The organism is Brevibacillus borstelensis (assembly GCF_037834415.1).
GTDB lineage: Bacteria > Bacillota > Bacilli > Brevibacillales > Brevibacillaceae > Brevibacillus > Brevibacillus borstelensis_A.
Window position 1 is genome coordinate 279,647 of sequence record NZ_JAUMSJ010000001.1, and the last position, 23,630, is coordinate 303,276.

Genomic DNA, 23,630 nt, shown 5'->3' on the forward strand with positions numbered 1-23,630 from the left:
CATTCGGGACACAAAAAAACCTCTATACGCATAGGGCGGATAGAGGCTTTCGGTGTTACCCAATGGCCACGAGGCCGCTGTATTGGGCAATGTACGACAGCATCTTGCGGGAGAGCGGAACGATGAACTCCATGTTCTCCCGTTCGGCGATCCCGGAGCGGGTCACGGTTCGCGCCCATTTCACGGTGAGCTTGTAGTAGTCCGAACCGAATTCCGAGCGGATCAGCTCGCTTTTGTGGCGGAATGTAACCGGCCCGTTCTCAAGCTTTATCGGAACCATGCTGACGATGTCATACAGGAACAGGTGATACGTCGTATGAGGTTTGAAAAACACCAGCTCCTTGCTGGTTACGGAGCACCCCAGATTCTTGTTCAGCTGGGTTAGCATCAGTTCGCCCTCCAGATTTTTCAGGCGAATAAAATCGCTGTTCATGTCTTTTCCCCTCCTTTGGCGGAAGCACTTGCCCGGATGCGCTTTCGCAAAGACCGGGCCGCCCCTTCAAAACACGGGTGTCTCCCTATCATAGGGATGAATCGGGCCCGGATGCAAGGGTAAACAATGGATGTACAGAAAAGAAAAGGAGAGACTCCCATGATCGAAATAGCCAAAGAAGCAGCACGATACGCCGGTGCCTATTTGCAGGAACGCTTTTTGCAACAGCTCATCCCCGACGAGGAGCTTCACAATGACGTAAAGCTTCCGGAGGACAAGGAGAGCGAACGGCGGATCATTGAGGTATTGCACAGACACTTTCCGGAGCATACGATCTTCTCTGAGGAGATCGGAATGGTCGAACGCAAGGAGGACTATCTCTGGATCGTGGACCCGCTGGATGGCACGAACAATTACTTTATCGGCTTTCCGTACTTCTCCGTCTCGCTTGCCCTGCAGTACAGAGGCGACGTGATACTGGGGGTCGTCTACAACCCGGTGGCTGGGCAAATGTTCTGGGCGGAAAAAGGCAAGGGGGCTTGCCTCAACGGGAAGCGGCTGGAAGTCAATAAGCGCGACGATTTGACCCGCGCTGTCGGGACGTACATACGGGGGCGAAACTCGGTCGCCAAAGAGCAGGAGCTCGAATTCACTCGCCCGTTCGTGATCGGCACCAAACGGCTTCTGCGCAATGTCGCGCCTGCGCTGGACTGGTGTCTGCTCGCCAACGGGTGGCTGGACTACATCGTCATGCAGCGCTCCGGCATCATGGATGTGGCGGCGGGGATTCTGATCGCGCAGGAGGCAGGTGCGCTCGTAACGGATTGGCAGGGGGAGCTTTACCGCCATGAAGCCTTCAGCACAGAGAACTTTCCGTCGCTGGTCGCAAGCAATGGCGTGCTGCATGAGAAGGTGCGGGAACTGATCGTGGAATAGCGGAACCGCGACGTTTTTAGAGAAACAACGTTGCTTGGCAGCTAGGAGGCGGAAAGCTGGCTGGCGGGTTTACCTGATTTGGAGGAGTCCTCTTGTTTTTTCGTGTGTTGTATGAAATTTTTGTCATCCTGCTGGTCATTACATATGCGATTGCCGTCTTCGCCGACCCGGCCAGCCACCCCCGGTTGACCGAGGAGTTTATGCGTGAGGCAGACGTGATCTTGATCAGCTTTTTGGCTGCGGAATACGTCATCCGCCTATGGCTGGCCAAGGATAAAAAGAAGTTTGTCCTGAACAACTGGTTCGATCTCGTCGCCATGATCCCGCTTGACCACTATTTTTATCTGGCCCGCTTCATGCGTATCCTTCGCCTTTTCCGAATAGTGAGGGCGTCTCCCTTTTTGTGGAGCATGCTGAGGTCCAAGCCGATGCAGCGGGTTATCGGGGTGGTTACCTTGATCATGCTGTGGAGCTCGGGGGCCATTTACCTGCTGGAAGCCGGCGTCAACGAAAATATTGTTCATTTCGGGGACGCTTTATGGTGGTCTATCGTCACTACGACAACCGTCGGGTACGGAGACATTTCGCCCGTTACGACAGGAGGCAGGATCATGGCGACGATTTTGATGGTTACGGGCATCGGGACACTCGGCGCTCTGACAGCAAACTTCGCCCATCATTGGACCGAGTTTCAGGAGGGAAAAGGGCAGTCGCCGGACGAGCATGCTCATGCGCAAAAGAAGCAGCGCGCGCTTCATCAACTGCAGCAAGTCGAGCAGCTGACGCGGCAGGAATATGATTCGCTGATGAAAACGATTGAGGAATTGTATCGGAAGAAGAACCAAAAAGAACAGTAGCCGGGAGCATGGAAAAGCCCGCAAAGGTGTCGAGCCTTTGCGGGCTTTTTCGCACTCGCAGCTTGCAGCGCAGTACGGCTGTCTCCGGCTAGTTTCGAACGTATCGATGCGAATCCGGTTGGAGACGTTTTTCAGTAAAATTTATTTTCTGAAAAAATAGGTTGAATTAGGTTGTTTCATGTTGTAATATTTTTTTAAAAATTTCGAATGGGGAGGGAATTTATGAAACGACGTGGTTTGGCGTTCCTGTTTGTTCTCTTGTTGACGATGCCTGGCGCAGCCGTCTATGCAGATGCAGAAAAAGCAACACTCGGCCAGGTAGATGTGCGGATTGAAGTAAAGGACGGTGTGTACGCTGTCCAGGAGCACGTTACACTCCAGCACCCTTCGGCTGTTCAAGGCGGAAAGCTGGAGCACAGTTTTGCTCACATCAACGGTGTGAAAAGTGAAAGCATCGCCTTTTTGGCAGGGGAGCAGGAGCTTGGGGCAGAGATCCAGAGCGGCGAGGTAATGGACAGAATATTTGTACAGTTTCCGGCTGAAAGCCCTGATGTACTCGAATACACCATCAAATACCAGGCTGAAGTGCCCAAGGGGGAATACGCTCTGCCGCTGGTCGTGCCGATGTATCCGGTAGAGAAAAGCGAGAACCGCGTTCACATTTCCTTTCAGGCACCTGAAGGCAATGTGATCCAGCCCAATTCGTTTCCGGTGGTAAATCACAGCGGGCAGAATCAGGTCACAAGCAGCATGGTCAATGTTCCGTCTCAAGTGAGCTACATATTCGGGACGGAGGAAACGGTCTTTCACTCGCACAATCTGATCTCGGCCGTCACTTTGCTCGTACTGGTCGGCATCCTGGTCGGATGGGGTGCAGTCGAACGAAAAAATGCCCGGAAGGGGGCGTAGCGCATGGGTTTCAGTTTCTGGGGAATCATCGTATTTTTTATCGTTTTCATCGCCGGTTATTTCGTATGGGCGTTAAGAATGGAAGAACAGGAATAATTCACAGGGGGGGAACGCCATGTTTGAAGTCAGTCCAGTTTTTTATTACGTAATCGCCGGCTACTTTTTGATGATTGTGGTCATTGGTTTTTTGGCCGGGCGAGGCAACAAGACCAGTGAGGATCACCTCGTCGCCGGACGTTCGATCGGGCCGGTTATCGGGGGAGCGGCCCTGGCAGCGACTCAGCTGAGCGCAGGGACGTTTGTCGGGACAGTGGGCGTCCTGTATATGACGGGTGCCAGCTACATGTGGTACTGGCCGGGAATGTTTGCCGGCTGGCTGGTGTCGGCGATCTGGGTCGCCCCCAAATTCCAAAGGTTTAAAGGCGTGACCGTACCGGATTATATCGAGAAGCGGTACAACAGCAAGCTGGCGAAGGCGATCGCCGCAGGACTGATCGTCATCGCCTACACCGTCTATCTGATCGCTCAATACGTGGCGGGCGGCATCCTGATGGAAACCATTTTTGGCCTGCCGAAGATCTGGGGAGCGATTATCACGATTGGGATCACGATGATTTACACGATGAAGGGCGGAATGAAGGCCACGACCTACAGCGACTTCATCCAGGCGATTATCATGGCGGGCTGTTTCTTCGCGGCCGTTCCCATTTTGTACTCCCAGGCAGGCGGCTTTGATTTTGTCGGGCGCTTCATTACCGAGTTGCAGCCGTCTTTGACCGGCTGGCACTGGAGCTTCAAGGATATTCTCGGCTTTGCGATGGCGTTTGGCTTGTCCGTCGCGATCGCGCCATACGAGCTGGCCCGGATGTACACGATGAAAAGTCAGAAGGCCGTCCGTCTGGCGATCGGCTTCTCCTTTATCTTCCAGGCTGTGATCGCCGTCGCTGTCTGTCTGGTCGGACTGGCTATGCGCTCGCTTTACCCGGTGATGAACAATGCCGACGCGGCGTCGTCGATCATGGCGGTCAACGTGCTTCCGCCGCTCGTTGGAGCATTGATCGTCGTCGCGATTCTGGCGGCCATCATGAGTACCGTGTCCGGCGTCATGCTGGTGTCTGCCTCGGCCATTTCCCACGATATTTACGGTATGATCAACCCCCGGGCGACGGACAAGCAAAAGCTGTTGGTGAACAAGATCGCGATTGTCATCCTGTCCATCCTCCCGCTGTACTTTGCGCTTCACCCATTCGACACGGTGCAGTTCATCGTGATCGTCCAATCGTCGATGGTGGCCAGCTTCTTCTTTGCTACGGTGGTCATCGGACTGAACTGGAAGCGGGCGACCGGAACAGCGGCGCTGATTTCCATGCTGGGGGGACTTGCGACCGTTCTCCTCTGGTATGTACTGGGCAAGCCGTTTGGCGTAAACGAGGTCATTCCGGGCGTGATCGTATCCACGATTTTGCTTGTCGCGTGCAGCTACGTGACCAAGCCTGTGCCGGAAGAGGCGCTGGCGCCGTTTTTTCAAAAGTAGGCAGCAATCCAGCTGTTGTGTAAACAGCAAAGGAGGCGGATGGGAACGGGACGCCGGACCGAGCCGGCAAGGTGTCTCGTTGCCTGACGCCGATCCGAACAATGAAGAGGTTGGTGAATGTTGTGGAAAAAATCGCAGCCTTTTTGCAAGAGCAAAAATCGCAAATGGTCGATGTGCTAAAGCAGCTCGTAGAGATGGAATCGCCTTCTCGCGACAAGGAATTGGTGGATGAGCTGGGGAAGGCGATAGCCAATCTGCTGGCCACCTATACGGGAGGTAGAGGCGAGGTGATCCCGAACGAAGAATTCGGCAACCATTTGCGCTGGGAATGGGGCGAAGGGGATGAGCAGATCCTGCTGCTCGCCCATATGGATACGGTTTGGCCAAAGGGGACGCTCGCAACCATGCCGTTTCGGATCGAAGGCGACAGGGCGTACGGACCGGGAACCTTCGACATGAAGGGCGGCTTCGTCCAGGGGATGTTCGCCATGCATGCCTTGACCAAATTGGAAGTGCCGTTGAAAAAGAAGGTCGTCCTGCTCGTTACATCGGATGAGGAAATCGGCAGCGGGACGTCGCGTATGCACATTGAGGCGGAAGCGAAGAAAAGCAGCTGCGTCTTCGTTCTGGAGTCGTCTGCCGGCACAGAGGGCGCTGTGAAAACGTCGCGCAAAGGCGTCGGGCTTTTTCGGCTGAAGGTGAAAGGCGTGGCTGCCCACGCCGGCATCGAGCCGGAAAAAGGGGTCAGCGCGATCGGCGAGCTGGCGGAGCAGATCGCTTATTTGCATCGCTTGACGGAGATGGACAAAGGCACCACGGTCAACGTCGGCGTAATGAAAGGCGGCTCCGCATCCAACGTCATCGCAGCCGAAGCGGAGGCCGAAGTGGATCTGCGGGTCCGCTCCCGGGCAGAAGCCGAACGGGTCGTTCCGATAATCAAAAACCTCACCCCGAAGCTTGCCGGAGCGACCATCGAAGTGACGGGAGGAATCAACCGCCCTCCGCTTGAGCGGACAGAGCAGGTCGGGGACATGTACAGCTTGGCAAAACGCCTGGCGAAGACGTATCTAGGCTTCGAGCTGCAGGAGAAGGAGAGCGGCGGGGGCAGCGACGGAAACTTTGCGGCTCAACACGCTCCCACGCTGGACGGATTGGGACCTGTGGGAGATGGCGCCCACGCCGCTCATGAGCATGTCATCATTTCACAGCTGCCCACAAGAAGCGCCCTTCTCGCCTTGTTGATCAAAGAGCTGGGAGCGTAACGACTATACATGGAGGAACAGGAGTGAGGCGGATGAACGCTGAAAGAGAGCAACTGTGGGGGGAAGTCAGTCCGGAGAGCCTGATGGAATTTACCCGAAATATCGCCAGGGAAGTCCGTTCTTCCGGTTCGCCGGAAGAGCTTCGCGCTTTTCAGTATGCAAAGGAACAGCTGGAGGAATTCGGCTTTTCGACCGAGCTGCAATTTTCTGATGCCTATATCAGCTTGCCCGTAAGTGCTGCCATGACTATCGACGGGATTTCCTTTTCCTGCATTACGCATGCCATGGGGCTCTCCACCGGCAGCGACGGCGTAAAAGGGGAGCTTCTCTACTTGGGCAAGGGAACGCCGGAGGATTACCGCGGTGTGCGTGCTTCCGGGAAAATTGTGCTGTTGGATGGAATTGCCACGGGGCCTTCCGTGGACCGGGCGCAGGCTGCCGGAGCGCGGGCCGCGATTTTTATCAACGGCGCCTACACGAATGAAATGATCGTCTCTTCCGTATGGGGAAGTCCCACGACCGAGACGGTTGCCCGGCTGCCGAAGCTGACTGTCGTCTCCTGCAACTACAAGGACGGCGTGCGGATCAAGCAACTGATGGCAAGGGACAGTCATCCCGTGCGAGCGTGGATTCGCGCCGAGGTGGACACCGGATGGCGCAAGATACCGGTACTGACCGGAGAGCTGAAAGGAACGGTGGAGCCGGACAAATTTGTGCTGTTCAGCGGACATATCGATTCCTGGCACTATGGAGCGATGGACAACGGCACCGCCAACGCGACGATGCTGGAGGTCGCCCGCCTCATGGCCAAACGGAAAGGCAAGCTCAAAAGATCGCTGCGGATCGCCTTCTGGTCCGGGCACTCTCACGGACGCTACGCCGGCTCTGCCTGGTACTGCGACCAAAATTGGGAGGACCTGCATGACAACGGCGTTTTGCATATCAACATCGATTCTGTGGGCGCGATCGGTTCGGACATTTTGACGGAAAACAACTGCATGGCCGAGACCAAGGAATTGGCCGGCATATCCATCCGGGACATCGCCGGACAAACGTTTGAAGGCTCCCGTTTCAGCCGGGCCGGAGACCAATCCTTTTGGGGAACGGGAATCCCGTCTCTTTTGATGGGCTTGTCCGAGCAGCCTCCGACCGACGCCCCCGAAGCGCAGGCATTCGCGCAGCTGTTCGGCGGCGGAAAAACAGGCGGATACGGCTGGTGGTGGCATACGACGGAAGACACGCTCGATAAAATCGATCCCGCCAACCTCGCCAGAGACTGCAGAATTTACGCGGATATCGTCTACCAGGCCTGCACAGCGGCGGTTGTGCCGATCAATCAGGTCGGGGCTGTCAAAGAGATCAGACACGCGCTCGAAGCTTATCGGGAGAAGGCAGGGGAGGCATTGCCCCTGGCGCTGTCCGTCAGCCGTGCGGAAGCGCTTCAGGAAAGGCTGGAGGAGCTTTACGGGCTGGTGCGGTCCGAGAGCCTTTCAGAGGAAGCGGCAGTGATCGCAAACAACGGGATTATGCGGCTTTCCCGGATTCTCGTGCCGCTTAATTACCTCAGCGGCGACAATTTCCATCACGACCCGCCGATCAAGCCGGGATGTGTTCCGCTTTTGGAGAAGATCGATCAGCTGACCTATGCAGAGCCGGGAAGCGACCTTTTCTACATGCTCATCACAGAGCTGACCCGAAACGCAAACAAGGTCAATTACGCCCTGCGGGAAGCGGAACAGGAAGCGGCAAGCACGCTGGCCCAGTTGAAACAACGGATAAACGGATAGGCGTTGAAAAGCGGAAAGAGGGCTGTTGGCGATCAACAGTCCTTTCCTAATTTAGGGGATTATGGGGAATCTTATAATTTGATAGAGCTTTCTCACCCAGTCATGTAAAATAGGTGGATATACGGATATAGGCAGGAAGTGAACCATGGAAAAACGATTGATTATGATCGGTATTCAGGAAGAAAACTTGATGATCATTACCGAGCAGATCAAACACATTATCGGCGATTTTATCAAAATCAAAGCCGTTACGATCAAGGATGTCTATTACGGTTTGATCGGTAAAAACGACGTTGTGCTGCTTTCGGGCGAAGTGTTGAGAGAGATCGTCCAGCCCTTTCTCCACGATGAGTGCATCTGCATGGTGGCAGACAGGGAAGTCAATATCGTCAATCTGAAAGAGCTGATGGGTTTGCCGGCCGGACAACATATTTTGGTTGTGAATGACCACTATTCCGATACACTTCAAACCGTTACATCCCTGGAGACCATATTGCCGGAACACAGGTATTATCCCTATTTTCTCAATCGACCGCTGCCGGAAAAAATCGACTTTGTCGTAACGCCGGGCGAAAAGGATATCGTCCCCAAGGCGCTCCATACCGTAATCGACATCGGGCCCCGCGTCATTTCATTCAGCACGCTGGAGCAGATCGTCACGCTCTTTTCCATTGAGGTCAGCCATTCGCTGATTATGAACCGCTACATTAAATCGCTCGTTTCCATCTCCAGAGATTCGACGAAAAGGGGAACCTCCAACTTTGAAGATCAGAACCAAAACAGAACATTTGCGCAGTTCATGACGAACAGCCCCTTGATGGAGGAAACGGTAGAGATCGCCAAAAAAATTGCGATCACGCCGTATCCGATTCACATCGAAGGAGAAACCGGGACTGGCAAGAAGCTGATGGCGGAAGCGATCCACAATCAGTCCGAATTTCACATGGGTCCGTTTTTTACGTACAACTGTGCGGAAAAAAATGAGGAACAGCTCGCAGTCGAGCTATTCGGCAAGGAAGAAGAGAATGTCATCGTGCAAGGGATGATCGAGGCGACAAACGGCGGAACGCTGTTTATTCAAAACATCGAATGCCTGTCTTGCTCGCTGCAGGGGAGGCTTCTAAATCTGCTGGAATCCAAAGACATTCAGCGGGTGAACGGAGAGGGAGCCGTACCGGTTCAGCTCCGCCTGATTACCTCGACATCCAAGCGGTTGTCCAAGCTGCTGGAAGCGGGGAAAGTGCGGATTGACCTGTACTCGTACATTTCCTCCTACATCGTCAGGCTGCCGACTTTGGCAGAGAGAAAGGAGGATCTGGAGCTGCTGATCGAAACGTTTAAAAAGCAGCTAAAAAAAGAAGAGCTGCAGTTCTCCAAAGAGGTTCTGGCGGTTTTCGCCACGTACAGCTGGCCTGGGAATGTACGCGAGCTGTTCAATGTCGTTTCGTACTGCGCCTGCATGGACACGAAGAACATCGAGCTTCGGTCGCTGCCGCTCTATTTTAGAGGGCATGACGCGTTGAATGAGCAGCGTGCGAGCGAACTTGACGTGGACGGGATTGTCGGCAAAATCGAGGAGCACGGCTTCCTCAGTGAAAGCGTCGGTATTCTCGAAATATTAAGGGACGGAAAGGAGCAGCAGCTCTCGTACGGGAGGAGCAGACTGAAAACGCTGTTGGAGGGGAGAGGGATTCAGCTGACAGACCAGCAGCTGCGATTGCGTCTGGAGATTTTGAATCAGTTGAAATTGCTGCTCGTCCGTCAAGGAAGAGCGGGGACGACGATCTCAACCAAAGGGGAGCTGTTTTTGCAGCGAGTCACCGGTTCATTCGTCTCCCAGTAGGACAGGGGACGTTTCCCCGCGGATTTCGGCCGCAGCGGCAGGTAGATAAAGCAAAAGGCATGGCGCGCAGGGCGTCATGCCTTTTGTCGATTGCCTTACTTTACTTCCATATCAAAGCTTGGCTCGGTGCTCATCGCTTCCACGAAGGAGCGGAAGAAGCCTTTTTTGTCAAAAGCATCGACCGCTTTTGGATCTTTTTTCAGATCTTGAACAGTTACAGAAGCGTCTTTTCCAGGAATGTCAAACTTGGTCGCTTTGCCGAAGTTGTACGATACGGTTTCCGCTTCCAGCCCAACAGTCAGTGGCTTCTGTTTTTTGTCAGGCGCGAACGAAACGTTCAGAGCGCTCTTTTGGCGAACAGGCAGTTTTGCCTTGTCGATGTAGTAGTCCAGCGTCCAGTTGACACCGTGGAAGCCCTCTTCTTTTGCCATCTCGATGAGATTTTCAGGCGTATAGGTCTTGCCCTCGGTTTCCAGCCATTGTTTTGCAGAAGCCATGCCAGCTGTCACTGCCGCTTCGGCAGCAGCGCGTTTTTCGGCGTCTGTCGTCTTCTTCGCGTCTTTCGTCATGTCTTCTTCCAATTGTTGAGTCAGAATCATGAAGTCAACGGCAAATGCTTTTACGTCCTGGTTGGCAACGGCGTCATTGGCTGTGTAGAAGAACATTTGAATCAGTTCTTTTGTATCCAGAGTAATGGCGATGTGAGTCGTTTCCACTTTCTCACCGTTAGGCAGGGTAACGGTTTCCGTGCCCGCGTTCTTCACGTTGGACAGCTTGTAGCCGTATTTGGCGATGTACTTCTTCATGAAGTCCATCATCAGCTTGTTCATCTTGTCTTGGTAGTCTTTCATTTTGGCCGGATCGATGGCAGTTCCGCCAGCGGAACCAAGTGCTGCCTGGTTGTCGAACTTCAGGTATTTCTGATCCAGCGGAGACTTCGCATACAGATCGCTTCCGTTTACGATCAGGTCCAGGCCAGCTTTTTTATCGCCTGTCCAAACGCCCTTGTCGCGCAGCAGTTTGTCGTCGTTTACTTCGAGCGTCATCTTTACGTTCTGGAGATCGAGCTGGGAACCTTTTACGGTTACCCCTGCTTTCAACGCATTCAGTACGGCAATGCTTTCGGCATTCTCCTGCTCACCCAGTGCTGCTGGCAATTTGTCTACGTCACCGACCAGCTTGAGTGATCCCTGGTAGTCGTAGTTCGGTTTTTCCATCGATGTGACTACTGCGTCTCGCACCAGTGAAGCTTGGCCCGAACAACCGGTGAGAACAAGCCCCAAAGAAAGCAGCAGGGCACTCCCCTTTTTCCACATGAAGTGTTCCTCCTCTATCGTTTCATTCTATTTCCACATCTTGTACTACGCATGAGTTGGCAAAAGGTTTCTCATTATCCTAAAAAAAACTCGACAGAGCAAAAACAACGGGTGGTTTCGTGGTAAGATTGTAGGGAGCAAAAGGTTATGCCAAGAGGTTATGCAAGAAAGGACGTTGCAACATGTGGTCGTGGCTTCACAAGCTGATGAGTTTTATTCGCGGAGAAGAAAGTGAAGAGGAGCAAGGGCAGACCGAGCAATACGTTCGCCCTTCAACCGGCGTGTCTGGCGGCAAGGTGCAGGCAAGAACGATGAGCATTTACCCCAAAGAGCGGGAGATCGAAGAGTCGCCTGAGCCGTACCGCAGAAGAAAACAGCGAGAATTCAAGTTTCCGGTCATTCCTGATGAGAAACGGGCCGAAAAGCGGACGGAGCAGGCTCCGCCGACAGAAACGCAGGAGAATACAGCGGTCAGCAGAACGGCTGAAAGAGCGCGAGCAAGCACCGGAAAAAGAGAGACAGAGCGGCGTCGGGCCGGGGGCGGCAGCAATGAACAGAGCAGGCAAGCGGAAGAGGCCGTGGAAACCGTAGAAACGGTTGAGACTGTGAACCGGACCATCCAGCCTTCCTCGACCAAGCGTCCCTACAAACCTTCAGAGGTCATTTCACCTGTCTTCGGCAAGGTGACGGCCGAGACAGAAGATGCTGATCATCGGATACATACGACTGCCGGGGTTTATTCTTCCCGGGAGCTGATTAACGAGCAGGCCCGGATGCGGGAGCTGGCTGCCGCAAGCCTCGCCGAAAGCGAAAAAACGGATGGACCTGGGGAAGTATCTGCCGAGCTGGGGCCGAAGCCGACAGGCGAACCGGTCGAGCGGCGGTTCGAAAACGAATCGGCCGGTCTTGTCGGGAGCAAGGCGGCTGAGGTTCGGACGGAAGACGACGAAACAGGGGGAGAATCGTTCGCGCTGGTCGGTCATGATCAAGAGGCAGCGCCGCTCTTTCTGGTCGTTGACAATGCCGGAGATCGGAACGCTGATCAGGAAACATCTGACCAAATGCAGGAGCCTGCAAGCTCTGGTCATTTGGTGGAAGGGACAGGGATGGAAACCGCCGAAGGAAAGCTTGAAGCAGCGGGTGCACGAAACGGGGGATTGGACGACAGCGATCAACCAGATGATGGCTTGCTGGCTGCAGGAGGCTCGGCATATGCCGAGGAGCCGGTGGCGGGGGAAACCGCTGAAACATTAGCTGACCAGGAGCCGATTGCAGAGGGATTTGCTGAAAGACTTGCAGGAGAGGAACAGAACCGAGAGGAACCCATGGTCGCAGCATCGACTGCGGGCAAATCGGCTGGAGGGAACGAAGCGAAACCGGAGGAAGCAAAGCTGGCAGCAGACGAGCAAACGATCCGGGAAATAACTTCTTCTGCAGCAGCCGAAAGCCAGCCAGGCCCGGAAAACCGGGATGAAGCGGGCTCCGCTCAGAAAGAGACGATGAATAATCTCTCACAGAGCGTTTCACCGCATTCCCTTGTCAATCCAGAGAAGCTGCAAGCGATTTTACCGAACGCGTCCGCAGCCGAGGTGGCGGCCGGGCTGGCTGCGTATGCCGCACAACAAGACAAGCCGTCCACGCCGCCAAAAGAGGTGAACGAAGCCAGCTTACAGCAGGCGCAAGCCGCCGCTGCCATTCAGCCGCCTTTGAAACAGGACGGAGAGCCGCTCTTGCCGTATGCGAGTCCGTCGCTTGAGCTGCTTGCCCCGTCTCCGATGCAGGATGACGATGACGACGAGCATACGCAAATTCAGAAATTGCTGCTGGAAGAGACGCTGAGCAATTTCAATGTAAACGCGCAGGTCGTCGGCATCGTCAAAGGCCCTTCGGTGACACGTTTTGAAATACAGCCCGCACCGGGGGTAAAAGTGAACAAGATCACGAGCCTGATCGACGATATCAAGCTCAATCTCGCCGCCAAAGACATTCGGATCGAGGCCCCGATCCCGGGACGGAACGCGGTAGGAATCGAGGTGCCAAATCTGAAAAGCCAGCCAGTGCTGATCAGCCGCATCATCGGGTCGGAAAAATTTTTGCAGTATCCCTCTCCGCTGGCGGTTGCGCTCGGGATGGACATCGGCGGAGAGCCGATCGTGGCGGACATCAAAAAAATGCCGCACGGCTTGATTGCCGGTTCGACAGGTTCGGGGAAGAGCGTCTGCATCAACTCGATCATCGTCAGCCTGCTGTATAAAGCGACACCGGAGCAGGTTCGGCTGCTGCTGATCGACCCGAAAATGGTGGAGCTGGCTCCGTACAATCATTTGCCTCATCTGGTCACGCCGGTGGTAACCGACGCGAAGCAGGCGACAGCCGCGCTCAAATGGGCGGTAGAGGAAATGGAGAAACGGTATGGGCTGTTCGTGGATGCAGGGGTGCGCGATATTGACCGCTACAACCAAACGACGGATCAGCCTCTGCCGTACATCGTCATCGTTATCGATGAATTGGCCGACTTGATGATGGTTTCTCCCCAGGATGTGGAGGACTGCATCATCCGCATCGCACAGAAGGCGCGAGCGTGCGGCATTCATCTGCTTTTGGCGACGCAGCGCCCGTCCGTCGATGTCATCACCGGGAACATCAAGGCAAACGTCCCTACGCGTCTGGCCTTTGCCGTCTTTTCCCAGGTGGACTCCCGGACGATCCTCGACCAATCGGGAGCGGAGCGCCTGCTGGGACGCGGTGACATGCTCTTTTTGGAAAGCGGTACGACGCCGATACGCCTGCAGGGAAACTACGTCACTGACGATGAGATCGAAGCCGTTACCCAGGCGATCAAAAAGCAGCGGAAACCGGCGTACCTGTTTAGCAAAGAGGATCTGGAGCAGCAGGTACAATCATTCGATATGGGGGACGACCCGCTGTACCACGAGGCACTGCTCTACGTTGCCGAGCAAGGACAGGCCTCTGCCTCGGCTCTGCAGCGCCGATTCCGCGTAGGCTACAACCGGGCGGCCAGGCTGATTGAGATGATGGAAGCTGACGGCTATGTAGCCGGACAGAGCGGCGGCAAGCCTCGCGCCGTATTGATCACGCGCGAAGACGCGGAAGCGTTGACGGAAGGCGCATCGCTGTTTTAGCTCGTAAAGAAGAGAGGGTCTGAAGACCGGGATGTCGTTCCTGGAATCAGGCCCTCTTTTTGCATTCGCGGTTGCTCTGAGCGATTGTTCGTTGTATTCTGAAAAGTATGAGAAAAAGGAGGCGGGTTTGCGATGGATGCCATTTCGAAAAAATATCAACGAATCGATGAGCGTACGGTCCTGTTCAACGAGGAATATTACCTCCGCGTCTGGCGGCTGCAGGTAGACAGCCTGGATGGGGCCGGTAGAGAAGAGCTGTTTACGCATCTTTATGCTTTCGAAAGCAATGATATCGAGCTGGAGATCGACATTTCCGAGGAGGCGCAGGGGAGATGGTATTTGCAGCTGTTGGTCCCGCATGTGCTTACCCTGCCAGAGGCGGCGAAGAAGCGGTTGACGCGTGGCGAAGAGCAAATCAGGGAATACCTGTCTGACCGGCTCCCTGCGATTTTCGCCAGCCAGCTGGCTGAGGAGGAGCTGCTTCATTACGTAAAGCGATACAATCCCCATCTGGATGTGACCGCATAGCCTGATTTGGCCTGGCTTTTTTGCCATATCGGATGTATTTCACTGTGGGGATTAGGAATGTCCCCAATTTTTTAAAAACAAAAGTTCGTAGAAACGAGCCGGGGGGAGAAGAAGCATGTTACCCTGCTTAGCTCCGGGTTCCGTCCGCAAGGGAGGGTTGACTGTCCGCTCCGGGGCGATTCGCGGAGGAGACACCAAAGCCGTTTCGCTTCGAGGCGAATTCAGCGTGGCGCTCCTTTTTCACGCGAATCGTCACTCCGCTGGGGCAGGGCTCCACAGTCGCACCGCAGGGAAACATGCTTCTTCACGGGACCGGTTTTAAAAAAATGGGGGAAAGCTGCGAAGGAAAATGAAAAAAGAACAATGAACAATGAACGATGAATGGATTGTTCGTAAGATAGAAAATAGTATGGGGCGATCTCCGGACAGGTGCCTGACAAAAAATGTCGTGGGCTGTGCAGCTGCCGTCCAATCGCTGATCATACAGGTTCTTCCGCTTGAAAACAGTATAGATGATAGAGATTCCCCTTTCGCGCAGAACAGTATTCTTGTGAAAGGGGTTTTTATTTATGTCCTTCTGAAATGGACACTTGTCTTTCTGGAGTAAATAATTTAACCTATACACATGCAGTTTTGATCGTTACACACAGATGGAGGAGTCGGAGATGAAAGTAGCCAAGTTTGGCGGGACCTCACTGGCGAGCGCCGCACAGATAAAAAAAGTATGCGAGATTGTCAAATCGGATGAAGCGAGAAAGCTTGTCGTTGTATCTGCACCGGGAAAACGGTACAAGGAAGACACGAAGGTTACCGATCTTCTCATACGGTACGCGGAGGCACGCCTGGCAGGGCAGCCTGTCGAAGAAGTACAAAGCCGGATCATTGGCAGATATCAGGACATTACGCGGGAATTGGGCCTGTCGGTCGAGGTGGCGGAGGAGATCGCCGCGCAGCTGAAGCAGGCGCTGCACTACACACCTTCCGAAGATGCCGGACGGTTCATGGACAGAGCCAAGGCGGCGGGAGAGGATACGTGCGCCAGACTGGTTGCGCGTTACCTGCAAAGCCAGGGCAGGGAGGCAGTCTATGTAAATCCCAAGGATGCCGGTCTGATCGTGACTGGAGAGCCGGGCAACGCCCACGTATTGCCGGAAGCGTATGAAGAGCTGCGCAGTTTGAAAAGTCAGTCCGGAATCGTTATTTTTCCGGGATTTTTCGGGTTTACGCCGGAGGGCGAGCTGGTCACGTTCTCCCGGGGAGGCTCCGATATTACCGGCTCCATCCTGGCAGCAGCCGTACAAGCGGAGCTGTATGAGAATTTTACCGACGTCGACTCGGTGTACGTCGTCAATCCGAGCCTGATCGAAAAACCGCAGGAGATCCAGGTCATCACCTATCGGGAAATGAGAGAGCTCTCGTATTCGGGTTTTTCCGTCTTTCACGAGGAAGCCTTGTATCCGGCGTACCAGGCGGGAATTCCCGTCTGCATCAAGAATACGAACAATCCGCACGCACCGGGCACGAGGATCGTTTCAGACAGGCCATTCCACGAAAACCGCGTATCCGGGATCGCGGCGGACAAGGGCTTTTGCAGTATTTATGTGAGCAAGTATTTGCTGAACAAGGAGGTTGGCTTTGGACGCAGGCTGTTGCAAATCTTTGAAGAAGAGGGCCTCTCGTACGAGCACACCCCGTCCGGAATTGACAACATCTCCGTTATTTTGCGTGAAAAGGATTTTACGCCGGAAATTGAACGGCGAGTGGTAGCCAGGCTGAAACAGGAGCTGCGGGCCGAAGACGTCATCGTCGAACGAGGCCTTTCTCTCGTCATGATCGTCGGCGAAGGCATGCGCCGTTCCGTAGGGACCTCGGCCAGAGCGACATCCGCCCTCGCCAGAGCCAGGGTCAACCTGGAGATGATCAACCAGGGTTCCTCCGAGGTCAGCATGATGTTTGGAGTCAAAGAGGTGGATGCGGACAGGGCTGTCATTGCGCTCTATGAGGAGTTCTTTTCACGGACAGAGGAAGGACTGGCAGACAAGGCCATGACGCTGAGAGCGTGAGCAGGACTTTTAGCTGATTACGGGCAAGTAAATCGGCTTGGCCAAGGTCGTCCGAAAAGACCTTAATAAATCCCATAATTTGGGATTCTTTTGGCTCCACCGCGATTTTATGATATGATAGCTTTCAAGGAAATCTTGAAATTGAAAGGCGGGGTTGCCGGTGAAGCTAAGAGAGATCTGGGAATGGGTCCGCTCGTTGGCATTTGCGCTAGGACTTGCGCTTGTGCTCGGCATTTTTGTGTTTCAGCCGTTCAAAGTAGAAGGGCATTCGATGGACCCAACCTTGCAAGATCAGCAGCGAATCTACGTATCAAAGCTGTCCCACACGTTTTCCTATTTGCCGGACTACGGCGATATCGTGGTGATTGACAGTCGGGTGAACAGGGAGCGCAGCTTTCAGGATGATTTGTTCAGTCATCCCCTCATCCATTTGTTTATGGGAACAGAATTTGAAGAATTCATGTATGTAAAACGCCTCATTGGCAAGCCAGGCGATGTCCTGGAGATCAAGAACCATCAGCTTTACCGGAATGGCCAAAAGCTGAGCGAGCCGTACATCAGGGAAAAGATGAACGAAGCGGACGGCAAGTGGGTCGTTCCGCCGGGCCATATCTTCGTCATGGGAGACAACCGCAACAACAGCCTGGACTCCCGCGAGATCGGCTTTGTTCCGTTCGATCACGTCATTGGCAGCAAAATAGAATGGAAGATTGGAAACTAAAAGGGTTGCCATATTGGCAGCCCTTCCCTTATCTAAAAGAAATTTTGCCGGCCGAGCCGGATTGCAAGGCATAACGCCACTACTTTCACGGAACAGGAGGAGATCGCGTGACGACGCTTTTGATCGCGGACCGGGACCCCAATGAACGGACCGGCATCAGCTGGCTCGTTTCCACATGTGCCATTCCCTATGACGAGGTTGTCACGGCCGGTACGGCATCCGATCTGTTCCGCGCCCTCGAAGGAGCAAGGCCGGATGTCGTCTGCGTCGAGCTGGACATGGTGCCCAAGGAGGAGTGGGAGCGATTGAAGCTGCTGACCTCCCAATACCGGCCGACAGTCATTGTCACGACAGCGGAGGCCACCTTTGAGCGAGCCGTGCAGGGCATCGAGCTTCACGCCGTCGACCTGTGGGTCAAGCCTCAAACTCCCGAACATATCCGGCGTGTCCTGACGCGCTGCTGTCAGGACAGGACGATTGCCAGGGAAGCAAGCGAGGTGCAGACGGACCAATACGGCTCGGCTGTCTCGTACCGCAGCCTGTTTTTGCCCCTGGAAACGCCGGGAAGGGGGTTTCAGCTGATGTTGTTGCAGCTGGAGGAGACTGCACGGCACGGGAAGCTGCTGACGTTTCTGGAGACGTATCCGTTTCGGGACAAGCCTGCCCTGCTGCCGCTGAGCGACGTGATTGTCTGCCTCTTTGATCTGAAGAGCGACTCGCCGCTGGCTTCGCTGCTGGAAGCGGGGAAACGGCTATTGATGGACTGGGAGGCGCAGCATGCGGAATCGCTTTCGCTCGTTTTGTACGACACTGCGGACCAAACGCTCAGTCTGCACCAAAAGTACAGGTATGCCGTCGAAGCGCTGGAAATCCGTTTTTTCAAAGGATACCGGCAAATTTCGGTGGTGGAAAACAAGGTGAACTGGGCCGTCATCGACCCCTTTTTGACTCCGGCGGAGCAGAGGGCCTGGATTGACATGCTCCACGACGGCGACCGCGAGCAGGTGAAGCAGTGGATGTACCGGCAGTTTCTTCATAAAGAAGAGCCCTATCCCGAGCCGGGCCTGCTGCGTATCCGGCTGACCAGTATTTTGGCCCAGGTGAGGAGGTTTATGAAGTCACATGGCCTGGATGAAGGAGCGCTGGAGGATTGGTATCACCGGGTGTTCGAGACGATCCTGTACACCCCCGTGCTCTACCGGATCGTCCAGGAGCTGCTTTTGTTCATCTACGAGCTGCTCGATTCCGCGACGACGAATCGCGAGGGAGCCCGCCTCGATATTATCGAGCAGGCCATCCGCTATCTGGAGGAAAATTACGCCCGCCCCGATTTGCGGCTGAAGGAGGCAGCGCGTCATGTGGACCGCAGTCCCGCCTATTTCAGCTCGCTTTTGACCAAGCGTCAAGGTGTGTCGTTTCGCCAGCTTTTGACGACGATCCGCTTGCGGGAAGCAGAGCGGCTGTTATTGGAGACACCGCTTTCCATCCAGGAGGTTTCTGAGCGGACAGGCTTTGTAAACGCCAATTATTTCAGCAAGATTTTTAAGGAAAAGCGGGGGACAACCCCTCGTTCATTTCGAAATCAAAAGAAAATAGATAAATCGTAATTTTTTTTCTTTTCTCTGATGGAAGCGCTTCCGATTATCCGAAATCTCCGAAAAAACCGAAAGGAAATCGAAATAAGCATGCCTGTTTTTCCCTGATTGGTCTCTTCTATACTGAATATACAAAGACCAATTGGGGAGAGGGCAGGTGCAATGATGACAAAGACACAATCGATCCAAGAATTGATCCAGCAGTACTCAGGGACAAAGCTGCATGCCAAGGGATGGGTGCAGGAGGCGGCGCTTCGGATGCTGCTGAACAACCTGAACGAGGAAGTGGCGGAGCGCCCGGAGGACTTGGTCGTTTACGGCGGGATCGGCAAAGCCGCGCGAAATTGGGAATGCTTCAATGCAATTATCGAAACATTGAAAAATTTAGAGAGCGACGAAACGCTGCTGATTCAATCCGGCAAGCCGGTTGCCGTATTCAAGTCGCATACGGATGCGCCGCGCGTGCTGCTGGCCAACTCCAACCTGGTGCCCCGCTGGGCGACCTGGGACCACTTCAACGAGCTGGACAAAAAGGGCCTGATGATGTACGGGCAGATGACTGCCGGCAGCTGGATCTACATCGGCAGCCAGGGAATCGTGCAGGGGACGTACGAGACATTTGCCGAGTGCGCCCGTCAGCATTTCGGCGGGACGCTGGCAGGCACGATCACGGTCACTGCCGGTCTGGGCGGAATGGGCGGCGCGCAACCGCTCGCGGTATCGCTCAACGGCGGGGTGAGCATCAACATCGAAGTCGACCGTACCCGCATCCAGCGCCGTCTGGAAACGCGCTATCTGGACGTGATGACAGAAAGCCTGGATGAAGCGATCAAGATGGCGAAGGAAGCCAAAGCGGCCAAGAAGGACCTGTCCATCGGCCTTCTGGGCAATGCCGTAGACGTTCTGAACGAGATGCTGGAGCGCGGCTTCATCCCGGATGTGCTGACCGATCAGACGTCCGCCCACGATCCGCTGAACGGATATATCCCGGTCGGAATGACTCTGGAGGAAGCCGCGGCGCTCCGCAAGGCTGATCCGAAAGGGTACGAGGCAAAAGCGGCGGCGAGCATCGCCGAGCACGTCCGCGCGATGCTGAAGATGCAGGAGCAGGGTGCCGTTACCTTCGACTACGGCAACAATATCCGCCAGGTAGCGAAAAACGAAGGCGTGGAAGACGCGTTCCGCTTCCCCGGATTCGTGCCCGCTTACATCCGGCCGCAGTTCTGCGAAGGAAAAGGCCCGTTCCGCTGGGCGGCGCTGTCGGGCGATCCGGAGGACATCTACAAGACGGACGAAGTGATCCTCCGCGAGTTTTCCTATAATACGCATCTGTGCAACTGGATTCGCATGGCCCGCGAAAGGGTGTCCTTCCAGGGACTTCCGGCGCGCATCTGCTGGCTTGGCTACGGCGAGCGGGCCCGCTTCGGCAAAATCATCAACGACATGGTGGCACGCGGCGAACTGAGCGCTCCGATCGTGATCGGCCGCGACCACCTGGATTCCGGCTCTGTCGCCTCGCCCAACCGGGAGACGGAAGCGATGAAGGACGGCAGCGATGCAGTCGCAGACTGGCCGATCCTGAATGCCCTGATCAATGCAGTAGGCGGAGCAAGCTGGGTGTCCGTCCACCACGGCGGCGGGGTAGGCATGGGGTACTCGCTGCATGCCGGGATGGTCATCGTGGCTGACGGAACGCCGGAAGCGGAGAAGCGCCTGGAACGCGTCCTTACCACCGACCCCGGAATGGGCGTCGTCCGCCACGTGGACGCGGGCTACGATCTGGCCGTCAAGACAGCCAAGGAAAAAGGCGTCAAAATCCCGATGCTAAAGGAGTAAGCGCCATGAACAACAAACCCGTATGGATTCGTCGGGCCAGCCAATTGGTCACGCTGGCCGGCGGTTCTTCCGCACCAGTGACAGGAAAGCGAATGAATGAGCTGGGAATTATCGAGAACGGCAGCCTCTGGATCGAAAATGGCCGGATCGCGATGGTCGGCACAGATGAAGAGCTGCAGGCGGCGTATCGTGAGCGGACACATGACGCGGAAATAATCGACGCGTCCGGCAAGCTGGTAACGCCGGGGCTGGTCGATCCCCACACCCATCTGGTCCATGCCGGAAGCCGCCAAAATGAGTTCAACATGCGTTTAAACGGCGCAACTTATATGGAAATCATGAACAACGGCGGGGGCATCCACGCGACGACTGCCGCGACCCGGGCTGCCGATCACGCGACGTTGTTTGCCGAGAGCAGGAAGCGGCTGGATCAATTCCTGCTCCACGGGGTTACGACGGTAGAAGCGAAAAGCGGCTACGGCCTTACCCTCGAAGATGAGCTCAAGCAGCTCGAAGTGGCGCGGCAGCTGGACGAAGAGCATGCGATTGACATCGTCAGCACCTTTATGGGAGCGCATGCGGTCCCGCGTGAATACAAGCACGACCCGGACGCGTTCGTCGAGCTGGTGATTTCTGAAATGCTTCCCGAAGTCGCCCGCCGCAAGCTTGCCGAGTTTAACGACGTATTTTGCGAGCGCGGGGTGTTTACTCCCGAGCAGTCCCGCCGCATTTTGGAAGCAGGCGTGGCGCACGGGCTCAAAGCCAAAATTCACGCCGATGAAATCGAGCCTTACGAAGGGGCCGAGCTGGCCGCTTCCATAGGGGCCGTCTCGGCTGACCACCTCCTGCGCGCCTCCGACAAAGGCATCCAGATGATGGCTGAGGCGGGCGTCATCGGTGTTCTCTTGCCGGGAACCGCCTTCTTCCTGATGGCGGAATCGGCCAATGGCCGGAAGATGATCGACGCGGGCATGGCCGTAGCGATTTCCACAGACTGCAATCCGGGCTCCTCGCCGACTGTTTCCATGCCGCTGATCATGAATCTGGGCTGCCTGAAAATGGGCATGACTCCTGCGGAAGTATTGACGGCCGCAACTGTCAATGCCGCCCACGCGATCGGCCGCGGCGGGCAGATCGGCAGTCTGGAGCAGGGCAAGCAGGCGGATGTGACCATTTTCGATGTGCCTGATTACATGACCCTGCAATATCGGTACGGTATCAACCACGTTCACACGGTTGTGAAAAAAGGGCTCACAGTAGTGAAAGAAGGGCGGTTGCCGTAAAGCCTTATCCCGATATGGAGAGAGTGTGCAGACGGCACTCTCTCTTGCTCGGGGGAATGGCAGGAAGTGACCAGACTGATGCCGCTTGAGAAAGAGAGACAGCTTTATCTAGATCGGGCAGGGGAGAGAAATACCGACAACTCAGTCAGAGGAGGACCCTTATGGACCATCATCCGCAAAACGGGCTTGCTGCAGAGACGAACCCTGCCGCTGCGCCTGCTACACCGGCCAATGTATGGAAGTTCCTCATTTTCAGCTTGATCGGCATTTTTATGTTTTTCATCCCGATAACGGTAAACGAAAAGTCCTCCATCCCGTTGGACCACATCGTCACCTGGCTGCGGAGCACCGTCCCGAGCGCCATCCCTCTGTACGCTTTCCTCGTGATCCTGCTCGGGGCGATCTATCCGTTCGCCACGGGCACCTGGAAGAAGAACAAGGTGAATACAGTCTTTTCCTGCCTGAAGGTGCTGGGTGTGATCGTAGCGGCCCTGATCTACTTTCAGATCGGACCGGCCTGGCTGATGGACAAGGACATGGGGCCGTACCTGTTTGAAAAGCTGGTGATTCCGGTCGGGCTGGTCGTGCCGATCGGCTCCATTTTCCTGGCGATGCTCGTCGGGTATGGCTTGCTGGAGTTTATCGGCGTGCTGGTCCAGCCGATCATGCGGCCTGTCTGGAAAACGCCCGGCCGCTCCGCGATCGACGCTGTGGCCTCGTTTGTCGGCAGCTACTCGATCGGCCTGCTCATCACGAACCGGGTCTTTAAGGAAGGCAAGTATACAGTCAAGGAAGCGGCAATCATTGCCACCGGATTTTCCACGGTTTCGGCCACGTTCATGATTGTGGTGGCGAAAACGCTTGATCTGATGGCGTACTGGAACCTCTATTTCTGGGTAACGCTTGTCGTCACTTTTTTGGTGACGGCGGTAACCGTCCGCATTTGGCCGCTCAGCAAGATGAGCGACGAGTATTACGACGGCAAAGGGGACCCGGAAAAAGCGATTGCCGGGCGCAGGCTCCAGCACGCCTGGAGCGACGCCATGCACGCCGCTCAAGCGTCCATGTCGCTTGGCCAAAACATTTGGATAAACCTGCGTGACGGATTTATCATGACGATGGGCATTTTGCCTTCGATCATGTCGGTGGGCTTGATCGGCATGGTGCTCGCCCAATTTACTCCCGTGTTTGACTGGCTGGCCTATCTTTTCTATCCGGTCACCTGGCTGCTGCAGCTCCCCGAGCCGTTCCTCGCGGCCAAGGCGTCCGCGATCGAAATCGCCGAAATGTTTTTGCCCGCGCTGATTGTCACGGGAGCGCCGCTGATCACCAAGTTTGTGATCGCCGTGGTCTCCGTCTCGTCTATCCTGTTCTTCTCCGCCACCATTCCGTGCATCTTGTCGACGGAGATTCCGATCAGCATCCCGCAGCTGGTCGCGATCTGGCTGGAGAGGACGATTCTTACGCTTGTGATCACGACCCCGATCGCTTATTTGTTCTTGCCGTAGGACCGGAAAAGCAGAATAGAAGCATGTTGCGAGTACAGGCTGGTTGCCCTTTTCACAGAGGCAATCAGCCTGTGTT

The 23,630-nt window shown here is 55.2% G+C and carries 18 protein-coding genes; 16 read left to right on the top strand and 2 right to left on the bottom strand.

Translation table 11 applies throughout. The annotated features are described in order from the left end of the window. Nucleotides 1-55: 55 nt before the first annotated feature. Entirely contained in the window at nt 56-433 is a 378-nt protein-coding gene (locus Q3F21_RS01300) for a hypothetical protein (RefSeq protein ID WP_340249352.1), read from the bottom strand. Nucleotides 434-592: 159 nt separating this feature from the next. Between Q3F21_RS01300 and Q3F21_RS01305 the strand changes: the two genes are divergently transcribed. The 7 genes from Q3F21_RS01305 (at nt 593) to Q3F21_RS01335 (ending at nt 9,561) form a co-directional block, all read left to right on the top strand. Continuing rightward, on the top strand, nt 593-1,369 hold the full coding sequence (locus Q3F21_RS01305; protein WP_340249355.1) for an inositol monophosphatase family protein: 777 nt from the start codon (nt 593-595) through the stop codon (nt 1,367-1,369). A gap of 92 nt (nt 1,370-1,461) precedes the next feature. Continuing rightward, complete coding sequence (locus Q3F21_RS01310) at nt 1,462-2,226, top strand: ion transporter (protein ID WP_340249357.1); 765 nt, start codon at nt 1,462-1,464, stop codon at nt 2,224-2,226. A gap of 222 nt (nt 2,227-2,448) precedes the next feature. Then, entirely contained in the window at nt 2,449-3,135 is a 687-nt protein-coding gene (locus Q3F21_RS01315; protein ID WP_340249359.1) for a hypothetical protein, read from the top strand. Between the two features lie 115 nt (nt 3,136-3,250). Continuing rightward, nucleotides 3,251-4,669 (top strand): sodium:solute symporter family protein, encoded by a 1,419-nt coding sequence (locus Q3F21_RS01320; protein WP_340249362.1) that lies wholly within the window; start codon nt 3,251-3,253, stop codon nt 4,667-4,669. A gap of 122 nt (nt 4,670-4,791) precedes the next feature. Further along, nucleotides 4,792-5,931 carry a M20 family metallopeptidase gene (locus Q3F21_RS01325; RefSeq protein ID WP_340249363.1) on the top strand — a complete coding sequence of 380 codons (1,140 nt, stop codon included), beginning with the start codon at nt 4,792-4,794 and terminating at the stop codon, nt 5,929-5,931. Nucleotides 5,932-5,963: 32 nt separating this feature from the next. Beyond that, nucleotides 5,964-7,718 (top strand): M28 family peptidase, encoded by a 1,755-nt coding sequence (locus Q3F21_RS01330; protein WP_340249365.1) that lies wholly within the window; start codon nt 5,964-5,966, stop codon nt 7,716-7,718. Between the two features lie 145 nt (nt 7,719-7,863). Beyond that, the gene (locus tag Q3F21_RS01335; RefSeq protein WP_340249367.1) at nt 7,864-9,561 is read left to right on the top strand and encodes a sigma 54-interacting transcriptional regulator; all 1,698 of its coding nucleotides are present in this window, start codon (nt 7,864-7,866) and stop codon (nt 9,559-9,561) included. Nucleotides 9,562-9,656: 95 nt separating this feature from the next. On the opposite strand, the gene Q3F21_RS01340 is transcribed toward Q3F21_RS01335, so the two are convergent. Next, nucleotides 9,657-10,877 carry a hypothetical protein gene (locus tag Q3F21_RS01340; protein WP_340249370.1) on the bottom strand — a complete coding sequence of 407 codons (1,221 nt, stop codon included), beginning with the start codon at nt 10,875-10,877 and terminating at the stop codon, nt 9,657-9,659. Nucleotides 10,878-11,059: 182 nt separating this feature from the next. Here Q3F21_RS01340 and Q3F21_RS01345 point away from each other — a divergent pair, with 182 nt between their 5' ends. The 9 genes from Q3F21_RS01345 (at nt 11,060) to Q3F21_RS01385 (ending at nt 23,554) form a co-directional block, all read left to right on the top strand. Next, nucleotides 11,060-14,020 carry a DNA translocase FtsK gene (locus tag Q3F21_RS01345; RefSeq protein ID WP_340249373.1) on the top strand — a complete coding sequence of 987 codons (2,961 nt, stop codon included), beginning with the start codon at nt 11,060-11,062 and terminating at the stop codon, nt 14,018-14,020. 132 nt (nt 14,021-14,152) lie between these two features. Continuing rightward, nucleotides 14,153-14,548 (top strand): hypothetical protein, encoded by a 396-nt coding sequence (locus Q3F21_RS01350; RefSeq protein ID WP_340249376.1) that lies wholly within the window; start codon nt 14,153-14,155, stop codon nt 14,546-14,548. Nucleotides 14,549-14,663: 115 nt separating this feature from the next. Next, nucleotides 14,664-14,870, top strand: coding sequence for a hypothetical protein (locus Q3F21_RS01355; RefSeq protein WP_340249379.1), 207 nt, complete (start codon nt 14,664-14,666; stop codon nt 14,868-14,870). Between the two features lie 343 nt (nt 14,871-15,213). Continuing rightward, on the top strand, nt 15,214-16,611 hold the full coding sequence (locus Q3F21_RS01360) for an aspartate kinase (RefSeq protein ID WP_340249382.1): 1,398 nt from the start codon (nt 15,214-15,216) through the stop codon (nt 16,609-16,611). Nucleotides 16,612-16,771: 160 nt separating this feature from the next. Then, complete coding sequence (gene lepB / locus Q3F21_RS01365; protein ID WP_340249385.1) at nt 16,772-17,332, top strand: signal peptidase I; 561 nt, start codon at nt 16,772-16,774, stop codon at nt 17,330-17,332. Between the two features lie 107 nt (nt 17,333-17,439). Then, nucleotides 17,440-18,939, top strand: a complete 1,500-nt coding sequence (locus Q3F21_RS01370; protein WP_340249387.1) for a helix-turn-helix domain-containing protein — start codon at nt 17,440-17,442, stop codon at nt 18,937-18,939. Between the two features lie 153 nt (nt 18,940-19,092). Next, on the top strand, nt 19,093-20,763 hold the full coding sequence (gene hutU, locus Q3F21_RS01375; RefSeq protein WP_340249593.1) for a urocanate hydratase: 1,671 nt from the start codon (nt 19,093-19,095) through the stop codon (nt 20,761-20,763). A gap of 5 nt (nt 20,764-20,768) precedes the next feature. Then, on the top strand, nt 20,769-22,046 hold the full coding sequence (gene hutI, locus Q3F21_RS01380; protein WP_340249389.1) for an imidazolonepropionase: 1,278 nt from the start codon (nt 20,769-20,771) through the stop codon (nt 22,044-22,046). 161 nt (nt 22,047-22,207) lie between these two features. After that, nucleotides 22,208-23,554 carry a YjiH family protein gene (locus Q3F21_RS01385; protein ID WP_340249391.1) on the top strand — a complete coding sequence of 449 codons (1,347 nt, stop codon included), beginning with the start codon at nt 22,208-22,210 and terminating at the stop codon, nt 23,552-23,554. Nucleotides 23,555-23,630: the final 76 nt, after the last annotated feature.